This window comes from Pseudarthrobacter sp. B4EP4b (genome assembly GCF_006680095.1).
In the GTDB taxonomy this organism is placed as follows: Bacteria; Actinomycetota; Actinomycetes; order Actinomycetales; family Micrococcaceae; genus Arthrobacter.
Genome location: NZ_VHIJ01000023.1, coordinates 1 through 21,659, shown reverse-complemented (window position 1 = coordinate 21,659; position 21,659 = coordinate 1). Strand labels below are relative to the sequence as shown.

The following is a 21,659-nucleotide window of genomic DNA, read 5'->3' as shown; positions in this document are numbered from 1 at the left end:
CGTGCTGCCGGTTGCCGTCCGCCGCCACCCCTTGTACCTGCCCCCGCAACTGGGCAGGATGGACAAATCCGGGCATCGGGAAGGGCAGGACATGCGGTTGATCCAGGTAGCGCAGTACGCAGGCGACCTCGGGCGGGCGGCGGACTTTTATTCGGAACTCCTCGACGTCCAGCCCACAGCCGTATTCGACCCGCCCGGCCTGGTGTTCTTCGACCTCGACGGCCTGCGGCTGTTGCTGGAGCGGGAAGCCCCGCGGGCGCTGCTCTACCTCGAGGTTCCCGATGTGAGGACGTCAGTGGCCGGGCTTAGGGGCAGGGGAGTCGAAGTCGTTACAGATGCGCACATCATCTTCAGCCACAGTGACGGGCTGCTGGGCCCTGCCGGCACGGATGAGTGGATGGCCTTCATCAGGGACAGCGAGGGCAATACTGTTGGGCTCGTCAGCCAGCTTCCCGCGCAGGGGGCAGCACAGGCCCCGGACGGCGCCTGAGACCGTTGTGCCTTTCGGATACCGCCACTAGGCTCAAGCCGGAAGGGAGCAACCTATGCCACGCACCATCGGAACCTGTCTATGGTTCGAGAACGAGGCGGAACAGGCAGCCGGGTTCTACACCTCGGTTTTTGATAATTCCAGGATCCTGAACGTCTCACGTCTCGAAGGAGCGCCGGGCCCCGAAAAACAGGTCGTCGCCGTCGAATTCGAGCTCGAAGGCCGCCCCTTCACCGCGCTGAACGGTGCGCGCGGCGCCATGTTCACCGAAGCTGTTTCGTTTATGGTCGACTGCGAGGACCAGGATACGGTGGACCGCTATTGGTCAGCCCTGACCGACGGCGGCAGCGAAAGTCAGTGCGGCTGGCTCAAGGACCGCTTCGGTGTTTCCTGGCAGGTCATCCCGTCCGTGCTCACCTCACTGATCGCCGGGACCGATCCGCTCGGTTCCCAGCGGGCGATGCAGGCGATGCTGGGGATGCGGAAGCTGGACATCGCGGAGCTGCAGAAGGCTTACGACGGCTGAGGCCCCGGAATGCCGGCGTTCCCCGCCCTGCATCCGTGGTGAAACGCAGGGCGGCGGGTACCATCGGTGCCGATGAACAAACCTCTGTGGATCTGCTGCCTTGTGGGCGCCGCCGTCGGAATAGCCATGGGCCTGGCTGTCTTTGACAGCCCGTTCATTGGTTTCGCGCTGGGACTGGGCCTCGGTGCTGTGGTGGGCGCCGGCATCGGGCAGCGCCACTGACCCGTCATCGTTGGCCGATGGCAGGTCAGCGGCCGAAAGCTTCCTGGTTCCGGCTTCAGTCAGCCGTGGGAAGAGCTGTGCGCCTCCTCGATGTTTTCAGGCTGCCAAGGCGGTTCCGATGCCATGTCCACTCCGGTGCCGTCTGTGGAGGCCGGTTCCACGGTGACTGCGGAAGCCGCAGCGTGGGCCTGGCGGGCAATGCCGGACCGCACGCTTTCGACTACCTCGTCACCGAGCAGCGGCCCGGTGTAGCTGATATCGAGGCCGCCGTTGACGGCTGTGGTCCGGTAGTTCCCGAGCGCGTCAGCGAGTATTCCCTCCCTGTCGACAGCCAAGGCCAGGGCGCCGGGGTCGGGGGTGGGAATGCTGAAGCGCAGATCGTGGATCAAGGCCTGGAGGACGTGGAAATGCTCAGCGCCGAGCCGTTCCGTGTCCGGACCGGACACCTGGGTAACCAGGGACCGGCCGTCATCAAGCGTGGCCGAGGCCGGCAGCGCCACAAGGACCTCGGGCATAACATGCTCGAGTATGGCCGGTTCCAGCACGTCAGGTGACATGTCGGCCAGGGTCAGGCCCTGCTGCTCGGCCGCCGATTCCAGCTTCATGCGCAGGCCGGCCAGATCTGCGTCCATTGCGGAGTGGACGGCGACCACCACACGCCGTCGTACCATGAGCCCGTCGTAACCGACCGTGGGCCGGCTGTTCCCGACGTCCTGGCCTTCCTCCGCTTGTGGTGCTGCCGCGCTGGGCGTCGCGGGGAGTGTTGAGCTGACCGGCTGGCCGGTACAGCCAGCCAGCGCTACGGAGAGGACGACGGCGAGCGGGAGCAGAAACTTCACGTTCACGTCAGGTGCCGGCCGGATAGGAGGGCTTGTAGGTGGAGGCAAATGCCCCTTCGGGGGTGTTTTCCACGACGGGCGCGTCGGAGGTGATGGGATCGTTGTTTTCCAGGTCACCGACCGCGAACTGGACCATCATGTCGTGATCCTCGTGCACGAGGTTATGGCAGTGGACCATGTAGCGGCCGCCCTCGTGCTTGCCGGTATCGAACTGCATGAGCACGGTGACAGCCTCGTTTTCGCCGGCGTAAAAGACGTCCTTCGGCCCGTTTTCCCAGGCAAAGGGTTTGCCGCCGTTAGTGTTGCGGCCAATGATTTTCCCATCGATCAAATGGATGTGGACGGGATGGAACCATCCGCCGGATTCATTGACGATGGTCCACTCTTCAACCTGGTTGCGCTGCGGATTTGCGAAGCACTTCCTGAATCCTGATTTCTCGACGTCGTCCCACGTATCGCCGTTGATGGTCCATTCGCCGCCCTCACGCCGAACACGCAAGGTTCTCCTGGCCACGGCCATGTCCGGGGTCAGCGACATCGTGTCCAGTCCGCCCTCGGCTTTTGTGGGATGCTCACCGGGATCCAGTGTGGTGGGAATGGAGGTGATCGATCGTGACTCCGGCCGTGGAGACGGAGCATCGGCAACAACTTCGAACTTCATGACCTTGCCGGTGTTGGCGAAGTTCACGTTGTTCTTGTTGCTGAGATTCCGCAACTCGACGCTTTGGCCGGGCTTGTACTTGCGGAAGTCGATCAGGACCTCGTAGCGCTCTGCCGTCCCCTGCCGCCACGAGGAAACTGCCTGAACCGTGGGCGTCATTCCGGCATCGGTTCCTACAACGTAGAACGGATCGCCGGTGGAGAGCGAGAACCGGTAGGACCTGGTGATGGAGCCAACCAGGAACCGGAACCGGTAGATCCGCGGTTTGACCTTCATGGTGGGCCAAGGCACGCCGTTCACCATGATGATGTCACCCCAAAGTCCGGCGTGGCCGTTGTCGTTGTATCCGAGTGATCCGTCGGCATTCAGCATTACGTCGGACACCAGGATCGGCACGTCGAACTCGCCTTGGGGGAGTTGCTCCCGCTCGAGGGAGTTGGTGATCGTGTACAAAGCGGCAAGGCCCGAGTACACGCCCTGTGCGGTGAGCATGTGGTTGTGATCGTGGTACCAAAGAGTTCGGGCGGCCTGCCAGTTCGGGTAGTGGTAGTTTTTGATGCGCCCGGGCGCTGTACGGTCGTTGGCATAGCCGTCGTACTGGGGGAGCGAGGCGGAGCCGTGAAGGTGGGTCACCGTGTTGAACGGGTCGCTATACAGGAGACCCTGGGCCGGCAATCTGTTGCTGATCCGCACCTCCGTGCGCGTACCTTGTTGAACCTGAATTGACGGGCCGGGAAATATCCCGTTGTAGCCGGCCAGGGTGGTTGCCGGGCCGGTAGCGATCTGGGCCTGCCCCAACCGCTGCGAAAGCGAGTACCTGGCGAAGGGCTGGCCGTCCGGATCAAGGCCTGTTTCGTAGGGGACAAGTTCCGGGGGACGTTTAAACACGGCACGGTAGGGTGCGGGCATGTTGTTGGCTGCCAGTGTGCTGGGGCTTGCCAGGGAAGGTCCCTCCGCGCCTTCCGCATGCGCTCCTCCAGCCAGTCCCGCTCCCTGCTGCAACCCGGTGACGGCGACAACGCCGCCCAGCAGGCCCAGCTTCAAAGCGTCTCGACGTGATTTCATGACTCCTCCACATCTGTGGTTGAGACCGGCTTTGTACTGTCGCCCCACGAAATAGTGCGGCCCGCACATTGGGAAAAACTTGGGGGGACCTTGACGGGGAAGGGGTTATCGCCGGAACTTGGCCGTGATCGGCTGCTGATTCAGGTCACTTGACATAATGTAGATTATCGGCACTTTGCAAAGAGGCTCCGAAAGGGGTCGGGCGCCGATCCCGGACGTCCCAGTTCCGGCCCCCACAAATCCGCTCCCGCAGACAAATCCGCAGGTCAGCATTGTCTTAACCGGAGTGCTCGTTAAGAATGAATCAATGACGGTCTATGTGCGATCCCTTGAAACAGCTGTCCCGAAAACCATGCTGATCCAGACCCAGGCCCGAGACGTGTTCGCGGCCCAACCAGGTTTATCCAGGCTTGGTTCGCGGCTGGTCAATACCTGCTTTGACTCAGCCGCCATCGACACCCGTTTCACCGCCGTTGAGGAACTCACCAATGACTTCCGCTCCGACAACCCGCAGTTCTACGATCCGGCCACCGGACTGCTGCTGAATCCCAGCACCAAGGCCCGCAACGAGATTTTCGGCCGGGAGGCCACCAGGCTCTTCGTGGACGCTGCCCGAGCCGCCGTCGCTGCCGCCCCTGAACTCGATTTACTTGACATAACTCATCTCATTACCGTCTCCTGCACAGGATTCTTCAATCCCGGACCCGATTTCAAGATTGTCCGCGAACTCGGCCTGGATCCGGCCGTGCAGCGCTACCACCTCGGATTTATGGGCTGCTACGCGGCATTCCCGGCGCTGCGGGCAGCGAAACTGTTCTGCGAAGCGGATCCGGACGCGGTGGTGCTGGTGGTCTGCGCCGAACTCTGCTCCCTGCACGTCCGCACGTCCAATGATCCGGACACCATCATGGGATCGGCCCTGTTCGCCGATGGTGCCGCGGCCGCCGTCGTCACCGCCCGGAGCGGTAGCGAAGAACAGTCCCTGCTTCAACTGGACCACTTCGAAACCGTCCTTACGCCGGTGGGCGAAGACTCAATGGCCTGGAACATCGGCGACCACGGGTTTGAAATGGTCCTGGGCAATTATGTGCCGCACATCATCGACGACCACATCGTGGGCGCCCTGCAGCCCCTCCTGGCCAAGGATCCGGAACTCGCCGCACTCCCCTACACCTCCATCCGCCACTGGGCCATCCACCCCGGCGGGCGGAGCATCCTGGACAAAGTCCAGTCCCGGCTCGGCCTCACCGACGAGCAACTGGTCCCGGCACGCGAAACACTGCGCAACTACGGGAACATGAGCAGCTCCACGGTGCTGTTTGTGCTCAAGCACATCCTGGAACAGGCTCCCCAAGACGGCGACGAACGGATCTGCTCCATGGCCTTCGGTCCCGGGCTCACAGTGGAGACAGGACTGTTCACCAAGCTGCGGCAGGCACCTGCCGGAATGCGCCCGGACCAGGTGGCCGGGCACGCGGCGGAAGTGCCGGTCGCCTGAGTCCGGTGGACGTCCTGATGCGGCGGCGGGCCGCCGATGCCGTGGAACTGATGGACCTGCCGGACTGCGACGCCCGGCTCCTGGACAATACCTATCGCCAGTTTGGCCTGGTCAACCGCATGGTGTCCGGCTGGCGGAAGCTGTACATCCGGGAACTTCGGCCGACGCTGGAGCAAAGCACCGCTCCCGCCCGGCTGCTGGACATCGGCTCCGGCGGCGGCGACCTGGCCTGCCAGCTCGCCGAATGGGCCCGCCGCGACGGACTGGCGCTGCGGATCACCGGCATAGACCCGGACGCCCGGGCGGCCGCCTTCGCCCGCAGACGTCCCTCGACGCCGGGGGTCGAATTCCGGCAGGCGCACAGTTCAGACCTGGTCCGGGAAGGCAACAGCTTCGACTACGTCATTTCCAACCACGTGCTCCACCATCTTTCGGCCGCCGATCTGCACCAGCTCCTCTCAGACTCCGCGGCGCTGGCCAGCCGGAAAGTCCTCCACAACGACCTCCGCCGCAGCCCCGCCGCGTACGCGCTTTTCTGGGCCGCGGCGCTGCCCTTCCGCCAGTCCTACATCCGCGCTGACGGCCTGACCTCCATCCGCAGGAGCTACACGCCAGCGGAATTGTCGGCCATCGCCCCACCGGGCTGGAAAGTGGAACCGGGCGCGGCCTTCCACCAGGTCCTCACCCTGCGCAGGAACTGACGTGGCAACGGACGTCCTGATTATTGGCGGGGGCCCTGTCGGATTGTTCCTCGCAGCCCTGCTCCTCCAGGACGGCGCCAGTGTCAGGGTGCTTGAACAGCGGCGCTCGAGGAACCTGCACACCCGCGCCATCGGCATCCACCCGCCCGCCCTTGAGGCGTTGCACCAGGTGGGGATTGCCGGGTCCGCAGTGCAGGACGGGGTCCAGATCCGGGAAGGGATGGCGGTCAGCGGCGGGAAGACCGTTGGCACCATGTCCTTTGGCGGAGCCTCCGATGCGTTCCCGTTTGTGCTGGCCCTGCCCCAGTACCGCACCGAGCAGCTCCTGGAGGAGCGTGTCCGCCAGCTTGACGGGGAGGCAATCGTGCGGGGCGTACGGGCCTCGGAAGTAACGGACGACGGCGGCCACGTCACGGTTGTTGGGGAGGCCGGCGGACCGGAAAGGTGTCATGAGGTGAAGTTCGGTGCGTCCCTCGTGGTGGCGGCCGACGGCGCGCGGTCCCGGGTGCGCAATCTTTTGGGCGTTCCTGTGGACAGCAGGAGCTACCCCGACCACTACCTGATGGGCGATTTCCAGGATCCGGGACTCCATGGCGAAAAGGCGGTTTTGTTCCTTGAGCCCGGTGGAATCGTTGAGTCATTCCCCTTGCCCGGGGGTATCCGGCGGTGGGTGGTGCGGCTGGGCCGTCCCGCCGGCAGCGCCGGTCCTGTCCAGCTGGCGGAGCTGGTGCGGGAACGCACCGGGATCCTTCCGGACGCTCGGACCAGCACCATGCTGAGCGCGTTCAGCGTCCGGTCCGCCCTCGCCCGCACGATGGCCGCTGGACGGATTGTCCTGATCGGAGACGCAGCACACGAGATCAGTCCCATCGGTGGCCAGGGCATGAACCTCGGCTGGCTGGATGCCCAAGCCCTCTCCCCCATCATCCTGGCGGCGTTGTCGGGCGGCCAAAAGGACTCTCCGGCTCGGCAGTTCAAGGAGTTCGACACCTGGCGGCGTCAGGCAGCCATAGTGGCCAGGCGCCAGTCTGAAATCAACATGATGCTGGGCCGGCCGCTGCCGGAGCCCCTGCTGACCCTGCGGAACCTGGGAATCCGCGCCGCTGCCGCCAGCCCGGCCGTCAATCTCTGGGTTGCCCGGCGCTTCACCATGCAGTCACTGGCACGCGGCCGGCTCCCCAGCAGCGCCTACCGGTAGTAGCAGTCGTAACTGTCCTGGCTGACAATCAACCCTTCGCGCACCTCAAAGACTGAAGACGTCCTGGCCCGGATGGTTTCACCCCGGTCCCAGTAGCGGAGGTCCATGGCAACCGTCGCGGACCAGTCGGCTTCGACAACCACGCGGCCGCCCTCGCAGGTGGTCCGCCGGATGACAAACTCCTGGTGGGACACGACGTCGGAGCTTTGGTCCGCTCCCTGCAGGACTTCGGTCAGTGTCCGGGTGGAACCCTCGGGCGCCAGGAGGTGCGGGGCTTCCACCAGCACAAACGAGTCATCGAGGAAAGGCCGGATTCCGGCGGCTCCCCCGCCGGCTTCGATGACACGGATGAACCCCAGGACACAATCCAGGGGTGAGGTTTGCGGTGCGGGCTCGTGCCGCGGCAATGGATCAGGCATGGGATAGACACTAGCTGAGCGTGCGTGTGGCGGCAGGCCACTAGGCTTTGCTCATGAGCCAGAGCACGCCCGGGACCGACCTCACTGCCGAACAAATCCGCGAAACCGTGGAGCAGATCCTCGCCGCCGGGACGCTTCCGCCCATCGTGCAGGCCGGCCACCCCGCCCTCCGCCAGCGCGCCGCAGCATTTGACGGGCAGCTCTCCGGCGAACTCCTCACCAGGCTGATCAACATCATGCGCGAGGTGATGCACCAGGCGCCCGGTGTGGGCCTCGCAGCGCCGCAGCTCGGGATTCCCCTGCAGCTGGCGGTCCTTGAGGATCAGTACGACGTCGATCCCGAAGCCGCTGCCCTTCGGAACCGGAACCCGCTGGAGTTCCTGGCCGTCGTGAACCCCCGCTATACGCCGCTCGGCTCCGGGTTCGCCGCTTTCTACGAAGGTTGCCTGTCGCTCAACGGCCTGCAGGCCGTGGTTGCCCGCCACGAACAAGTACTGCTCGAATTCCAGACACCGGACGGGGCGGCCGCGCGGCGGGAGTTTTCCGGCTGGCAGGCCCGGATTGTGCAGCATGAGACGGACCATCTGAATGGTGTGCTGTACGTGGACCGTGCCCAGTTGCGGTCCCTCAGCAGCAACGCCGAATATGCTGCACATTGGGCCGAAGCAGGCATCAGCAGGGCGCAGCAGGGGCTGGGTTTCGACGCCGGACCGGCCGGGATCAGCCGCAGCTGACCCCATCCGCCGCGCACCTGCGACGAAGAAAGGGCGGCAGCAGCGCAATAGGATTGATCCCATGCCCTCCACCACGGACCTGCCGCTGCTGTGCCCGGTGTGCTCCCATCCCTTGGACCTTCTGACAGCGGAAACGGGCCAGGGCCGCCTGGCCTGCCCTTCCGGTCACAGTTTCGATGCCGCGCGGCAGGGATACTTCAACCTGCTGGTGGGTAAGGGGACGGCCTTCGAGGCCGACTCGGCCGCCATGGTCCAGGCCCGCGCCGACTTCCTGGGGAACGGCCATTACGGGCCCCTCGCGCACGCGGTGGCAGCCGCCGTCGTACCCTTCCTCCCGGCGGACGGCGCTGCGGTCCTGGATTCTGGAACGGGGACGGGACACTACCTGCGGGCCCTGCTGGATACTGCGGCAGCGGAGTGCGGGAAAGTCGCTGCCCTCGGCCTGGACATCTCGAAGTTTGCCCTCCGCCGTGCCGCACGGCTCAACCCGGAAGCCGTGAACCTGGTCTGCGATATCTGGCAGCCCTTACCGCTGGCAGACGACGCCGTGGATGCCGTCACCGTGATCTTTGCCCCGCGCAACGCTGCAGAATTCGCCCGTGTGCTGCGGCCGTCCGGGCGGCTGGTGGTGGTCACTCCCCGCGGCGGGCACCTGGCCTCCCTTGCGGCCGTGACCGGCATGCTGGGCATTGAGGAGGGAAAGGAGGCCCGGCTAGCCGAAGCAATGGGCGGCCATTTCGACGTCGAATCAGCCTCCGACGTCGACGTCCCTTTGGCGCTGACCCGGCAGGCGGCCGCGGACTTGGCGTTTATGGGGCCGGCAGGTCACCACCTGGATAGGACGGCCCTTCAGGAGCGGCTTGGAAGTCTCCCGGAGCCGATCATCTCGGACGCGAAATTCCAGCTGATGGTCTTCCGCCCCAGGAAACACGCCGCCGGGTAACGAGTTGGCCACTATCCTCCGGCCACCACTATGAGCCTGCCCACACCCGGGCGGGCGAGCACTAAGATTGAAGGACAGTTACTGGCGGGTGCGCGTCCGCGGCTCCCCGTAGCAAAGGGGGAGAACTTGTTCGAATGGCTCGGGGAAAACTGGTGGGCGCTGTGGCTCACGGCTTTCCTGGCGTTTGCAGTGATCGAGATGATCACGCTTGACCTGTTTTTCATCATGCTTGGCGGGGGTACCCTGGCCGCACTCGTGGCCGACTTCGCGGGCGCAGACCTGTGGCTGCAGATCGTCGTGTTCTGCGTGGTGTCACTGCTGATGATCGCCTTCGTCCGGCCCGTGGCCCTGTCCCACCTGAAGAAGGGCCCGTCGGACCAGCGGACCAACGTGGACCGGCTGATCGGTGAACAGGCACTGGTGATGGAGCCCGTGACCTCGGACAGCGGCCTGGTCAAAATCGGCGGTGACATCTGGACTGCCCGTTCTGCCGGCGGGGTCCTGGCCGCCGGTCAAAAAGTTGTGGTCTCCGCAATCGACGGGGCCACCGCAGTGGTGTCAGCCCCGACCGGTTCCGCGGCCAGTCCAGATGCAGCCTGATCAATTGGGGAACAAGGAGATGTATGGATAACGCCGGAGGTACTGCATTGGCCATTGTGCTGGTAGTCCTGATCGTGTTTGTGATAATCGTGCTGGTCCGTTCGGTGCGGATCATTCCGCAGGCGCGCGCGGGCGTGGTGGAACGGCTGGGCAAGTACCAGCGCACGCTGAACCCGGGACTCACCATCCTGATTCCGTTTGTGGACCGGCTCCTGCCGTTGCTGGACCTGCGCGAACAGGTGGTGTCCTTCCCGCCGCAGCCGGTCATCACCGAGGACAACCTGGTGGTTTCCATCGATACAGTGGTGTACTTCCAGGTCACGGACCCGCGCGCCGCCACCTACGAAATCGCCAACTACATCCAGGCGGTGGAGCAGCTGACAACCACAACCCTGCGCAACGTGGTGGGTGGCCTGAACCTCGAAGAGGCACTCACCTCGCGTGACCAGATCAACGGCCAGTTGCGCGGTGTGCTGGATGAAGCCACCGGCCGGTGGGGCATCCGCGTTTCCCGGGTGGAGCTGAAGGCCATTGACCCGCCCCACTCCATCCAGGACTCGATGGAGAAGCAGATGCGCGCCGAGCGGGACCGGCGTGCAGCCATCCTGACCGCCGAGGGTACCAAACAGTCGGCCATCCTGACCGCTGAGGGCCAGCGGCAGGCGTCCATCCTGGCCGCGGAAGGCGATGCCAAAGCGGCCATCCTCCGCGCCGACGGTGAGGCCCAGGCCATCCAAAAGGTCTTCGACGCCATTCACAAGGGCAACCCGGACCAGAAACTGCTGGCGTACCAATACCTGCAGACCCTTCCGAAGCTGGCGGAGGGTTCCTCGAACAAGCTGTGGATTATCCCCAGCGAAGTCGGCGAAGCCCTCAAGGGCATTGGCAGTGCCCTGGGTGGAACCACCGCTGAAACCGGCGTCGCCGGCCTGTTCGATGAGGTGGGAACCAAGCCCTCAGAGCCCTAGGCTGCCGGGCCAGCCAAGCGATGGAAGGGATCCGCAGTCCACTGCGGATCCCTTCCATTTTGGTTGACATGGCATGGCGCGCGTATAATTGGGTATTTGTCTGGCAGGAGTAGATCCGCTGGAACAACCAAGCTTCGCAATGCGTTGAATCTAAGGATGCAGCACAGTGCACAGAGTAGTCCGGAGGCGCTTGGCGCCACCGGCTAGCGCGGGTTCTACACCGCGAACCGACCAGAGGGAGAAATCATGAGCGATCGCAGCCTGCGGGGCATGCGCCTTGGCGCGCAGAGCATGGAGACCGAGTCCGGAGTCGAGCCGGCTCCGCGCCAGCGCGTCGAGTACCGGTGCGAAGACGGCGAGCAGGTCTTTGTCACCTTCTCCTCCGAAGCGGAGATTCCTCCGGTATGGGTTTCCAAGACCGGCAAGGAAGCGCTCCTGGTTGACGGCGAACGCCCGGACACCAGCAACGACAAAGCTGTCCGTACACACTGGGACATGCTGCTGGAACGCCGCTCCCTGCCGGAACTGGAGCAGATCCTCGAGGATCGCCTCACCATCCTGCGTGAACGCCGTGGTGAACGCCGCTCCGCGTAACACCCGAAAACAGCAAATGGGCCGTCCCGCACAGTGTGCGGGACGGCCCATTTGTTTTTCGTAGGGAATGGCTACTGCCGTGCTGTTGCCTTGCGGGTGAGGGTGTTCCAGCGGGCCTGGAGTCCCCACTTGGTGACGTTGATCATGGCTTCGACCACGATGTTGCCGCTCATTTTGGAGGCGCCGAGTTCGCGCTCGACGAAGGTGATGGGGCGTTCCTCGATCCGCAGCCCCATCCGGGCCACCCGCCAGGCGAGGTCCACCTGGAAGCCGTAGCCCACCGAGTCCACCTGGTCCAGGTTCAGCTTTTCCAGGGTGGTCCTGCGGAAGGCCCGGTAGCCGCCGGTGACATCCTTGATCTTCAGGCCCAGCATCAGCCGGGCATAGGTGCTGCCCACCCGGGAGATGGCCTGCCGGTAGAGCGGCCAGTTCACCACGCTTCCGCCGGGGACCCAGCGTGAGCCCATGGCCAGGTCGGCGCCCTGGTCGATGGCTTCCAGCAGCTGTGGCAGCTGTTCGGGCTGGTGGGAACCGTCGGCGTCCATCTCAACCAGCACGTCGTATCCGGCGTCCAGGCCCCACTTGAAACCGGCGATGTAGGCAGCGCCCAGGCCTTCCTTGCCCTTGCGGTGCAGGACATGGACCTGGGAGTCCTCGGCGGCGATCCCGTCGGCGAGCTGGCCGGTGCCGTCGGGGCTGTTGTCATCCACTACCAGCACGTCCGAGGCCGGGACGGCTGCACGGAGCCGCTGCAGGGTGATGGGCAGCGATTCCAGCTCGTTGTAGGTAGGGATGATCGTAAGGACGCGCACAGAGAGCCTTCCTGGTGGGAGCAGTCGGTGCACCCGCTGGCCAGCGAAACCGGCGGCGGGCGCAGCTACCCATTATAGGGCGCCGGACAAACGGGTCAGGAACGCAGGGCAGGACTGGAGTACAGCTCCATGCCGTCGCGCACCGTCTGCAGGCATACCGGATCCGTACCGGTGTCCAGTGCCGGCAGCAGGGGTGTCCGTGCCCGGGGGTCGGTGCTCCACGACTGGACCCGGCCATCAGCTACCTGGACCATCAGTTCTTCAACCTCCCAGACGGCGAAGCTCGCCGGAGCGCCCGGCACCAGCTGGCCCGCCATCGGGTTGGGATACCTGGCCGCCCGCCACCCGGCCCGGGTGTGGCCCAGGAACGCCGCACGCGCTGAAATCCGTTGGTCCGCATTGTGGTGCTCCAGGCAAGCCCTGACGCTTGACCACGGGCGCAGCGGCGTCACAGGGCTGTCACTGCCGAAGCACACCGGAACTCCCCCCGAATACAGGCCCGCGAACGGGTTCATGGACTTGCTCCGGCCGCCCAGCCGCTTCTCGTAAAGACCACCGGAACCACCCCAGGCAGCATCAAAGGCAGGTTGGGCACTGACGGTCACCGAGAAGCGCGCCAAAGTTTCCACCGCGGCGGCGTCCACCATTTCCACATGTTCGAACCGGTGGCCCGCAGCCCTGACCCGCTGCTCCCCCACCTCGCCGGCCGCAAGCTCCAGCGCCTGCAGTGCAGCGTCCAGTCCGGCGTCACCAATGATGTGGAAGCCGCCCTGGATACCGGCCAGCGAGCATGCCGCCAGGTGGGCTGCGGCCTCCTCCACACTGAGGTACAGGCTGCCGGTTTCGTCGGGGGCGTCAGTGTAGGCGGACCGAAGGGCTGCCGTCCGGGACCCGATGGAGCCATCGATGTTGAGGTCGCCGGCCAGGCCGCGGACACCTGGGCCAAGCTGGTCAAGGATCGAGCGGGCGTGCTCTTCGGACGACGCAAGCTCGCCCCAGTACGGAAGAACTTCAGGCGTTGGACTGCCCTCACGCTCAAGGTTGTTCCAGGTACGGGCCACCCGGAGATCCCCGGCGCCCCCAATGTGCGGAGCGCCCATCTCCACGAGGGCCACGTAGCCGTGCGATGCGGCCTCCGCCAGGGCACGCTGCTGATGCCGGCGCAGCACGTCGTCGGGGAGCCGGCGGGTCGCCTGCCTGGCAGCTGCGTGGGCTGCCCGCGTGACGCGCGCACCGCCGTCGTAACCGTCCAGGCCGCGAAGGGCGGCGGCGCCCGCCAGCGACGGCGATACCAGTGCAGAGTGCACGTCCACGCGGGAGAGGTAGACCGGCCGTCCCCCAGAAGCCCGTTCCAGTTCCTCCGCACCCGGCAGCGCACCATCTGCCCAGGTGGTGTCATCCCAGCCGTGGCCAAGAACAGGACCGTCACCCGTGGCCGCGGCCACCGCGTCGAGGAGTTCCCTGGCCGAGGAAACGCCTTGCAGCGCCAGGGAGTCCAAGGCCAGGCCGGACTCTGTCAGGTGCACATGGGAGTCAACGAAGCCCGGCGCCACCAGGGCCCCGTGGAGGTCGATGATCTCCATGGAGCTGTCCGCGATGGAGGATGCTGCCTGCTCCGACCCCACCCATGCCACCGTGTCACCGTCCACCAGCATGGCCGTGGCGAAGGGGTCGGCCGCCGTGTAGACGGATCCGTTCCTGTAAAGCACTGGTTTGGGCTTCTGGCGCGGTTCGGGCTGTGGCGCAGGTGTGGGCATGGGCGGACAAACTCCTAAGGGTCAGTGGGCGGGCAGCAGCCGGCAAAAAGAAATTAGAGGACAGAGGAATACGCCACGACGCCGCGGCGGATGAGTGAGATGGCCTCCGAACAGAGGCGGGCCAGGCGGGGTTCGAGGCCGGGGATCTTCGCGAGCTGGTCCAGCAGGTCAACCACCTGCTTCACCCACCGCACAAAGTCTCCGGCGGCGAGGTCGGTCCCGCTCAGGACGTCCTGCAAATGCCGGCCGCGGGCCCACTTGTAAAGCGGCCACACGAGGCCCAGCTCGGGCTCGCCGGTCAACGGCAGTTTGTTGTCCTCTTCCACGTCCTCCAGGGCGGACCATTCCCTGACCACAATGTCCACGGAAGTTTCCAGGGAGATGCTGGGCATCCGGGGCCGGAGCCCCCGGTCCTCACGCTTGGCCTGGTACACCAGGACGCTGGCAAGGGCAGCGACTTCAACGGCATCGAGGTCATCGAAGGCACCCAGCCGCAGGGACTGTGAGATCAGCAGGTCCTTCTCGCCGTAAATCCGGCGCAACCGCTGGCCATCCGGGCTGATGATCAGCCGGCCGTCACCGGCGGGTTCGAGGTAACCATAGGAGGACAGCACGTCGCAGACGCGGTCAAACGTCTTGGCGATGGTGTTGGTGCGGCCCTGGATCTGCCGGACCAGTCCGTCGGTCTCGCGCCGGAGCTTCCACCAGCGTTCGGACCAGCGGGCGTGGTCCTCGCGTTCGCTGCAGCCGTGGCAGGGGTGCGCGCGGAGCGCACGGCGGAGTTCTGCGATGCGCTTTTCCTGGTTGGGCAGGGCCGTGGCGAGGCCAAAATCATTGTTGCGGTTGTTGCCCGGGGCGGGCGGACGGTTCTCCCGCAGCGCGTTCCGCGCCGAGGAGGCCAGGTCCCGCCGCGACTTGGGAACTTTGGCGTTGAAGGACTTGGGGATCCGGATGCGGGTGACCGGTAAGATGGGCCCTTCCAGGTCATCGTTCCCGATCCGGCGCAGCTGGTTGTCCAACGTCAGTACGGCAGGCCGGGGCTCACGGCTGCTGTGGTCGGAGCTGAGCACAATGGCCGGCCCCGGCGCCCTTCCACCGGGGACATTGACCACGTCGCCGGGAAGCAGACGGGCCAGCGAATCATCGTTGAGCGATTTGCGGGCCCTCGACTTGGTCCGCGAGGTGACGTTTTCGGCGTCGGACAATTCGCGGCGCAACCGGGCGTACTCCGTGAAATCCCCAAGGTGGCAGGACATCGACTTGGCGTAGCCGGCCAGCGACTCCTCCCGGCTGCGGACTTGCTTTGCCAGGCCCACCACGGACCGGTCCGCCTGGAACTGGGCGAAGGAGGATTCCAGGATCTCGCGCGCCCTGGCCCGGCCGAACTGGGCCAGGAGGTTGATGCTCATGTTGTAGGTGGGGCGGAAGCTGGAGTTCAGCGGGTAGGTACGCCGGGACGCCAGGCCCGCAACCGCCGTCGGGTCCGTCCCCGGCTGCCACAGCACCACAGCGTGGCCCTCGACGTCGATGCCGCGCCGTCCGGCGCGCCCCGTCAGCTGGGTGTACTCCCCCGCAGTGATGTCAACGTGCGCTTCACCGTTGAACTTGTCCAGCTTCTCCAGCACCACCGAACGGGCCGGCATGTTAACGCCCAGGGCCAGCGTTTCGGTGGCGAAGACCGCCTTGACAAGTCCGTCGGCGAAGAGTTTCTCCACCACTTCCTTGAACGTGGGTAGCATCCCGGCGTGATGGGCAGCGAAGCCCCTCAGCAGCCCGTCACGCCAGGTCCAGAAACCGAGGACGTCCAGGTCATCCGGCGGGATGTCATGGCCGGCCTCGTCAACGCGCTGTGCGATGATCCGCTGTTCTTTTTCGGTGGTCAGCCACAGGCCCGAGCCCACGCATTGGGCCACGGCGGCATCACATCCGGCGCGGGAAAAGATGAACGTGATCGCGGGCAGCAGGTCCATCTTGTCCAGGCTCGCGATCACCTGGGGCCGGCTGGCGGGGCGCACACCACGCTCGTCGCCGCCGCGTCCGGGACGCTCGTTCCCGCGCCGGCCGCGCTGTCCCCGGCTGGCTGGGCCCGACCTTGCGCGGAAACTCTGCATGCTTTCGCTTCTGGCCACAGTCAGGAGGTCCGGGTTCACATCGAAGCCCCGCCCCCGGGGGTTGTCGTCCCTGCTGTCCCGGACCGTTGCTTCCCCGGCGAGGGCCCCGGCTTCAGCATCGACCGGCGGGGCGATCTCGTCGAAAGTGGTTTCCCCGGCGAAAAGGTCCATGATCTGCCGGCCCACCATCACGTGCTGCCACAGCGGCACCGGCCGGTGTTCAGAAACAATGATGTCCGTGTCGCCACGGACGGTATCCAGCCACGCGCCGAACTCCTCGGCGTTGGAAACGGTGGCGCTGAGGGAGGCCACCTGTACCTCGCTGGGCAGGTGGATGATGACCTCTTCCCAGACGGCGCCGCGGAAGCGGTCAGCCAGGTAGTGCACCTCATCCATCACCACGTAACCCAGGTCATCCAGGGTGGCCGAATCCGCGTAGAGCATGTTCCGCAGGACTTCGGTGGTCATTACCACCACCGGAGCGTCGCCGTTGATGCTGGTGTCCCCGGTCAGCAGGCCCACGTTCTGGGCGCCGTACTTCTCGGTCAGCTCGGTGAACTTCTGGTTGCTGAGCGCCTTGATGGGTGTGGTGTAAAAGGCTTTAAGGCCACGCTGCAAAGCGAGGTAGATGGCGAACTCGCCAACAATCGTCTTGCCGGCCCCGGTGGGTGCTGCCACCAGGACTCCCCGGCCCTCCTGCAGCGACTTGCACGCCTGGCGCTGGAAGTCATCCAGTTCAAAGTCCAGGGTCCTGATGAAGGAGCCTAGATAGGTGGCTGCTTCTGCCCTTCGTTCAGCGCTGGCGCGGTATCTTTCGGCGGGAGAAAGCTCCTCAGGATCGCTGGGTCCGGCGGAGGTTGGACCAGTGGAGAACGGCCCGGTATTGGAGGACATATACCAAGCCTAACGGGCGCCTAGAGGTTCTTCAGCTCACTGCCGGGGGTGGCGATGTCAGCTGTGGCATCGGTCTCGGCCATCCGCTTCGCCTGGCGGCGTTCACGGCGCTTGTCATTCATCAGGCAGATGCCGATCGCGGCGAAAAAGAGCACCAGAAGGGGGCCGGCCAACATAAACATCGAAATGGCATCCGCTCCCGGGGCGGCGATAGCGGCAAGGACAAACACCAGGAAAACGGTGATGCGCCATGCCTTCAGGATGGTGCGGCCGGAGATAATGCCGGCCATGTTGATGCCCACCAGAACCACGGGCACCAGGAAGGCGACACCCAGCACCAGCACCATCCGGGTCACGAACTCGATGTACGTCCGGGCGTCGATGACACTGGAGGAGCCTTCGGGCGTGAACTGGGTCAGGGCATGGACCACCTGGGGCACCACAAGCCAGCCGGCGTAGATGCCTGCCAGGAACAGCGGGACCGCAGCCGCCATGTAGCCCAGCGTGTAGCGGCGCTCCTTCGATGTCAGGCCCGGGGTGATGAAAGCCCAGAGCTGGTAGATCCAGATCGGGCTGGAAATGACCACGCCGATAAGCAGGGACATTTGGAGCTTGAAATCAAACGGGGACGCAATGCTGCCGAAGTTGATGGCAGCAAGCCCGCCGGTCTGCTCCGAGATCCGGTTGACCGGCTCGGCCAGTGCCTTCAGCAGCGGATCGTAAAGTATCCAGCCTCCGATGCCGCCAATGACGACGCCAATAGCCGACTTGATCAGCCGGTTCTTCAGCTCTTTGAGGTGGTCCCAAAGCGCCATGCGCCCTTCGGGGTTGGCTTTACGGGACCGCGACAGTGCCACTGGGGTCAGGCGCGGTTCGACGGCGGAACGTCAGTGCCGTCTGTCGGCTCGCCGGGCTTCGCCTTGGGGTGGTTGACGATGGTGCCTTCCACCGGGCCTGATGCATCGGTGGTGTCCGTCTTGCCGTCGTTCTTCATTTCCTTGACCTCGGATTTGATGATCCGCATGGACTGGCCAAGGCTGCGCGCCATGGCCGGAAGCTTGGGGGCGGCGAAGAGAAGCAAAGCGACGATGATGATAATAACGATGGGCCAGGGGCCATCAAAGAGTCTTCCCACGGGAAATCCTTTCCTCTAAATACATCCTACTTCTATGTGAAGTCGAGATCGCCGAGGGCCTGCGGCTGGCCCCGGTCCGTCTTGCGCTGCACCCGCCGAAGGCGGCGCTGTTCCCGGCGGGACGACTTGGATGCCTCGTAATCATGTCGCATGACGGCGGGCGAGGCAAAAACGGCGGAGCCCGGCTGCGGCCCGGCAGGGTCGGGACCGGCGGGGGGTTGCCCGCTGGGGGCGATGTGCCCCAACTTTTCCCCTGCCGCACTGAGGTCCTTGACGGTCGCCATGAACTGGCGGAACAGCCGGATGCCCAGCAGGACATAAAAAAGCAGCGACAGCGCAACAAGCGCCACCCATATCAGGATCCAGGACCACCAAGGCATGCTGAGAAGTCTAGCCGCCGTACGTTGCCAGGGATGCCGCCAGCCAGTTTCGGGCCGCGTCCGCCAGGCCGGCCGGAGCCAGGATGCGGGCGGAGCCACCGTGCTGGGCCACGAACATCGGCAACCAGTCGGTGTTGCCGAAGCGGATTTCGGCCACCAGCCCGCCGTCGTCGAGCTCGGCTGTGCGCTCCGCATAGTAGTCGTCCGCGAGCCCCCTCCCCTGCCGGGTGAGCTGGACGGTCACCACGGTATCGTCGTCACTGGGCGTGAAGAGCTTTGCCGGGACGCCCTCTGAAGGTTTGGTTGCGGCCGGGATGGGCAGGCCGTTGGGGTGGAGGTCCTGGACCCGGTCCAGCCTGAAATTCCGCACGTCCTCCACTGAATGGCAGTAGGCCTCGAAGTACCAGATGTTGTCCAGCGAGTACAGTCGCAGCGGATCAACGTCCCGCTCAGACACCGTGTCCCGCTGCGGGGACAGGTACGTCAGGCGCAGCTGGGCGCGGGACTCGATGGCCTGCCTGACCATGGCATGCGTGGCTGCCTCCGCGGGTGCTACTTCCGGGCCTCCCACTGAAGCCGCCCGAAGCCCTTCCTCCCCCGCGGCCGCCAGCAGTTTGAGGGTCACCGATTCCAAGGCGCCGCCCTCGGCCGCCCCCGGCAGCCCGTTCAGTGATTCCAGCCCGGTCAGGAGGGCACAGGCTTCCTCCACCGTGAAGCGGACCGGCTTCTTCAGGTCCAGATCCTGCGTGATGTAGACGTGGTCGTTTTCCCACTGGATGTCGAGCAGATCGTCGGGGTAACCCTCCGGGAGCCCTGAACAGATGAGGATTTGCAGGTCATCCTCCAGCTCTTTCCGGCTGATGCCGAAATGCTCCGCAACGTCCTGGATGTGCAGGCCCTGGTGGTGCACCAGGAAGGGCACCAGCTCCAGCATGCGCTTGAGCTGGTCCTCGGAGGTGCGTACACGCACAGGCCGGGCCGGTGCGGCAGCAAACCGGAAGGCGGGGACCGGCGCGTTGCTGAAGTCAGCAGCTGCCCGAAGCCGGCGCCGGACGGCGTCGGCGAGTTCGGCGGGAGCCACCGCAAGGGCATCGGGCCCGTAGGAGGCAAGCTCTTCGGCCAGGCTCTCCGGATCCCTGTATTGCAGGCTGAGCCGGTCATGGCCTGGCTCAGGCCTGGGCAAGGGTCCGTATCCCTGGGGTGCTCCCTGTGCCGCATCCTCCATTGCCACACCCCGGCGCCGCAGTGCCAGGAGGCGTCCTGCGCGGACGTCCACGACGGCGGTGCGGAGCGGCAGTTCGGGCAGGCGTTCCAGTTCCTGGCGGATATTGAAGTCGCGGGGAGGGCTGAACTGCTCGCGTTCGAGGGTTGCCACCGCGCTGGTGAAACGGGAGAGCCGGAATTGGCGGGGCGCTTTCCTGGCGCGGTCATAACCCATGAGGTACCAGTGGCCGAAGCGGCTTCCGAGGCCCCAGGGCTCCACAGTCCGTTGTTCTTCGCTGCCCGTACTGCCCGCGAGGTAGGTGAACGCGACGGGATGCCTGGCATGCATGGCTGCAAGGAGGTCGTCAAAGGCCTGGCCTGCGGGCTTGATCCTCGGCTGGACCCCGGGGGGCAGTTGGACGTCGGCGGCTGCACCGGACGCCTGCAGCTTCCGCAACGCGCTCTGGGCAGCGGTGCCAAGCGCCGCACGTTCCCAGAGCTGGGAAGCAAGGAGCAGGACGGTCCACTCTTCCGGGCCCAGTTCCACGTCCGGCAGGCGGTTGGACTCCTTGCCGATCCGGTAGCGGGTGGTTGCGGGATCATCCTCGCTCCAGCCCAGGTCCGTCAGGGTCTCCACGTCAAAGCCGAACTTGCGAAGATCGGCCTTGTCCCGCTCGAACATCCGGCCAAAGGATGCTTCATTGCCGGGAATGGTGCGGTAGACCGTGTCCCGCAGTTCGCTGCGGCGCAGGCCGTACTTGGTATTGAGCAGCGCGATCAGCAGGTTGAGGAGGCGTTCAGTACGGGATGCGGACACTCTGGTTACGTTACTAAACTCCGCGCCGGAACGCAGGAAGCGCGGCAGCAACAGGACACCTGGGTCCTGTCGCCGCCGCGCTTCGAGAAGTTCGGGGGAACCTGGGTCAGCGCACTGCCACCAGGTCAACCACGAAGATCAGGGCTTCATTGGGCTTGATGGCTCCACCGGCACCACGGGAACCGTAGGCAAGCTCGGAGGGGATTTCAAGGCGGCGGCGGCCGCCCACCTTCATGCCCAGCAGGCCCTGGTCCCAGCCCTGGATGACTTGGCCAACGCCTACCCGGAAGTCCAGCGGCGCGCCGCGGCCCCAGGAAGCGTCGAATTCCTCGCCGGTGGACCAGGCGACGCCCACATAGTGCGTGGAGACGGTGTCCCCGGCCTGGGCTTCACGGCCGTCCCCCTCAATGAGGTCGGTGATAACGAGTTCCGTGGGGACATCGCCCTCGGGAAAATCGATCTCGGGCTTCTGGCGGTCAAAGTCCCGCTGTCCAAATGACATGGTTGCTCCTAGGTGTCTGGCAGATGGTGTGCTGCTGTTGGATGCCGCGGCGATGGCCGGGCCTGTTGCCATTGTTGCTACTTGGCTCCGAGGATGTCCACTACGAAGACAAGGTCGCCCTTGGCCTCGCCCTGGCCCGCTTCGCCGTATGCCAGGTCCTTGGGGATCACCAGCAGGACCCGGGAGCCCACTGTCTTGCCGGCCAGGCCCTGGGTCCAGCCCTTGATCACGCCGGTGAGCGGGAAAGTTGCCGGCTCGCCACGGTCGAAGCTTGAGTCGAACTTGGTTCCGCCTGCCAAGGTGACGCCGACGTAGTTCACGGTCAGGGTGTCGGTTTCCTTAACCGTGGCCCCGGTGCCCTTGATCAGGTCCTGGGAGACGAGGGCAGTGGGAGCAGCAACGCCTTCGACCGAGATTTCGGGGACGCCGTCCTTTTCAGTGACGGTGGGCAGGCCTGCGGGCGGGGTGACTGTTTCCCCTTCGGGCTTCTCCAGCGCAGGGGTCACGTCTGTTGCAGAAAGGATTTTGATAATCAGCAGCTGGGTGGGCTGGGCTGCCGGAGACGGGGCGGGGCTGGCGCCGTCAGAGGG

At 65.2% G+C, this 21,659-nt stretch carries 23 protein-coding genes; 11 read left to right on the top strand and 12 right to left on the bottom strand.

The genetic code is table 11. From position 1 onward, the window contains the following. Position 1 precedes the first annotated feature (1 nt). The 3 genes from FNL14_RS08505 (at position 2) to FNL14_RS23275 (ending at position 1,238) form a co-directional block, all read left to right on the top strand. Positions 2–490, top strand: coding sequence for a VOC family protein (locus FNL14_RS08505; protein WP_370455827.1), 489 nt, complete (start codon positions 2–4; stop codon positions 488–490). A gap of 55 nt (positions 491–545) precedes the next feature. After that, on the top strand, positions 546–1,016 hold the full coding sequence (locus FNL14_RS08500; RefSeq protein WP_091419977.1) for a VOC family protein: 471 nt from the start codon (positions 546–548) through the stop codon (positions 1,014–1,016). 72 nt (positions 1,017–1,088) lie between these two features. Then, positions 1,089–1,238: a hypothetical protein gene (locus FNL14_RS23275; protein ID WP_181762573.1), complete on the top strand. Its 150-nt coding sequence runs from the start codon at positions 1,089–1,091 to the stop codon at positions 1,236–1,238. Between the two features lie 59 nt (positions 1,239–1,297). Here the strand turns inward: FNL14_RS23275 and FNL14_RS08495 are convergent, their stop codons facing one another. Both FNL14_RS08495 and FNL14_RS08490 read right to left on the bottom strand, forming a co-directional pair. Beyond that, entirely contained in the window at positions 1,298–2,083 is a 786-nt protein-coding gene (locus FNL14_RS08495) for a hypothetical protein (RefSeq protein WP_142059240.1), read from the bottom strand. A 1-nt stretch (position 2,084) separates the two neighbouring features. Then, positions 2,085–3,803, bottom strand: coding sequence for a multicopper oxidase family protein (locus FNL14_RS08490; protein ID WP_142059238.1), 1,719 nt, complete (start codon positions 3,801–3,803; stop codon positions 2,085–2,087). Positions 3,804–4,110: 307 nt separating this feature from the next. Here FNL14_RS08490 and FNL14_RS08485 point away from each other — a divergent pair, with 307 nt between their 5' ends. Genes FNL14_RS08485 through FNL14_RS08475 form a run of 3 tightly spaced genes read left to right on the top strand, consistent with a single transcriptional unit; the run spans position 4,111 to position 7,200 of the window. Further along, on the top strand, positions 4,111–5,301 hold the full coding sequence (locus FNL14_RS08485) for a type III polyketide synthase (RefSeq protein WP_142059236.1): 1,191 nt from the start codon (positions 4,111–4,113) through the stop codon (positions 5,299–5,301). 17 nt (positions 5,302–5,318) lie between these two features. Continuing rightward, a complete protein-coding gene (locus FNL14_RS08480) occupies positions 5,319–6,002 on the top strand; it encodes a class I SAM-dependent methyltransferase (RefSeq protein WP_142059362.1) in 684 nt (227 codons plus the stop codon). A 1-nt stretch (position 6,003) separates the two neighbouring features. Further along, the gene (locus FNL14_RS08475; protein WP_142059234.1) at positions 6,004–7,200 is read left to right on the top strand and encodes an NAD(P)/FAD-dependent oxidoreductase; all 1,197 of its coding nucleotides are present in this window, start codon (positions 6,004–6,006) and stop codon (positions 7,198–7,200) included. Here the strand turns inward: FNL14_RS08475 and FNL14_RS08470 are convergent. Further along, a complete protein-coding gene (locus FNL14_RS08470; RefSeq protein WP_142059232.1) occupies positions 7,191–7,619 on the bottom strand; it encodes a nuclear transport factor 2 family protein in 429 nt (142 codons plus the stop codon). The genes FNL14_RS08475 and FNL14_RS08470 overlap by 10 nt on opposite strands. Positions 7,620–7,672: 53 nt before the next feature. Between FNL14_RS08470 and FNL14_RS08465 the strand changes: the two genes are divergently transcribed. The 5 genes from FNL14_RS08465 (at position 7,673) to FNL14_RS08445 (ending at position 11,458) form a co-directional block, all read left to right on the top strand. Beyond that, entirely contained in the window at positions 7,673–8,353 is a 681-nt protein-coding gene (locus FNL14_RS08465) for a peptide deformylase (protein ID WP_142059230.1), read from the top strand. 61 nt (positions 8,354–8,414) lie between these two features. Then, positions 8,415–9,296: a putative RNA methyltransferase gene (locus tag FNL14_RS08460; protein WP_142059228.1), complete on the top strand. Its 882-nt coding sequence runs from the start codon at positions 8,415–8,417 to the stop codon at positions 9,294–9,296. A gap of 126 nt (positions 9,297–9,422) precedes the next feature. Then, positions 9,423–9,896 (top strand): NfeD family protein, encoded by a 474-nt coding sequence (locus FNL14_RS08455; protein WP_142059226.1) that lies wholly within the window; start codon positions 9,423–9,425, stop codon positions 9,894–9,896. Between the two features lie 23 nt (positions 9,897–9,919). Continuing rightward, positions 9,920–10,864 (top strand): SPFH domain-containing protein, encoded by a 945-nt coding sequence (locus tag FNL14_RS08450; protein WP_091419993.1) that lies wholly within the window; start codon positions 9,920–9,922, stop codon positions 10,862–10,864. Positions 10,865–11,110: 246 nt separating this feature from the next. Continuing rightward, complete coding sequence (locus FNL14_RS08445; RefSeq protein WP_013600997.1) at positions 11,111–11,458, top strand: RNA polymerase-binding protein RbpA; 348 nt, start codon at positions 11,111–11,113, stop codon at positions 11,456–11,458. A gap of 71 nt (positions 11,459–11,529) precedes the next feature. Here FNL14_RS08445 and FNL14_RS08440 read toward each other — a convergent pair whose 3' ends face one another. The 9 genes from FNL14_RS08440 to FNL14_RS08400 all read right to left on the bottom strand — a co-directional run. Beyond that, positions 11,530–12,270 carry a polyprenol monophosphomannose synthase gene (locus FNL14_RS08440; RefSeq protein ID WP_142059224.1) on the bottom strand — a complete coding sequence of 247 codons (741 nt, stop codon included), beginning with the start codon at positions 12,268–12,270 and terminating at the stop codon, positions 11,530–11,532. 95 nt (positions 12,271–12,365) lie between these two features. After that, positions 12,366–14,027 carry an amidohydrolase gene (locus tag FNL14_RS08435; RefSeq protein ID WP_142059222.1) on the bottom strand — a complete coding sequence of 554 codons (1,662 nt, stop codon included), beginning with the start codon at positions 14,025–14,027 and terminating at the stop codon, positions 12,366–12,368. A gap of 53 nt (positions 14,028–14,080) precedes the next feature. Continuing rightward, positions 14,081–17,032, bottom strand: coding sequence for an RNA helicase (locus tag FNL14_RS08430; protein ID WP_142059220.1), 2,952 nt, complete (start codon positions 17,030–17,032; stop codon positions 14,081–14,083). Positions 17,033–17,052: 20 nt separating this feature from the next. Next, entirely contained in the window at positions 17,053–17,847 is a 795-nt protein-coding gene (gene tatC, locus FNL14_RS08425) for a twin-arginine translocase subunit TatC (RefSeq protein ID WP_091420000.1), read from the bottom strand. Positions 17,848–17,894: 47 nt separating this feature from the next. Then, on the bottom strand, positions 17,895–18,167 hold the full coding sequence (gene tatA, locus FNL14_RS08420; protein WP_091420002.1) for a Sec-independent protein translocase subunit TatA: 273 nt from the start codon (positions 18,165–18,167) through the stop codon (positions 17,895–17,897). 32 nt (positions 18,168–18,199) lie between these two features. Continuing rightward, the gene (locus tag FNL14_RS08415; protein WP_091420003.1) at positions 18,200–18,547 is read right to left on the bottom strand and encodes a hypothetical protein; all 348 of its coding nucleotides are present in this window, start codon (positions 18,545–18,547) and stop codon (positions 18,200–18,202) included. A gap of 10 nt (positions 18,548–18,557) precedes the next feature. Further along, positions 18,558–20,567, bottom strand: coding sequence for a YafY family protein (locus FNL14_RS08410; RefSeq protein WP_142059218.1), 2,010 nt, complete (start codon positions 20,565–20,567; stop codon positions 18,558–18,560). 106 nt (positions 20,568–20,673) lie between these two features. Further along, positions 20,674–21,069: an FKBP-type peptidyl-prolyl cis-trans isomerase gene (locus FNL14_RS08405; RefSeq protein ID WP_091418899.1), complete on the bottom strand. Its 396-nt coding sequence runs from the start codon at positions 21,067–21,069 to the stop codon at positions 20,674–20,676. A gap of 77 nt (positions 21,070–21,146) precedes the next feature. Then, the coding region (locus tag FNL14_RS08400; protein WP_181762572.1) for an FKBP-type peptidyl-prolyl cis-trans isomerase at positions 21,147–21,659 on the bottom strand (513 nt) is incomplete at its 5' end.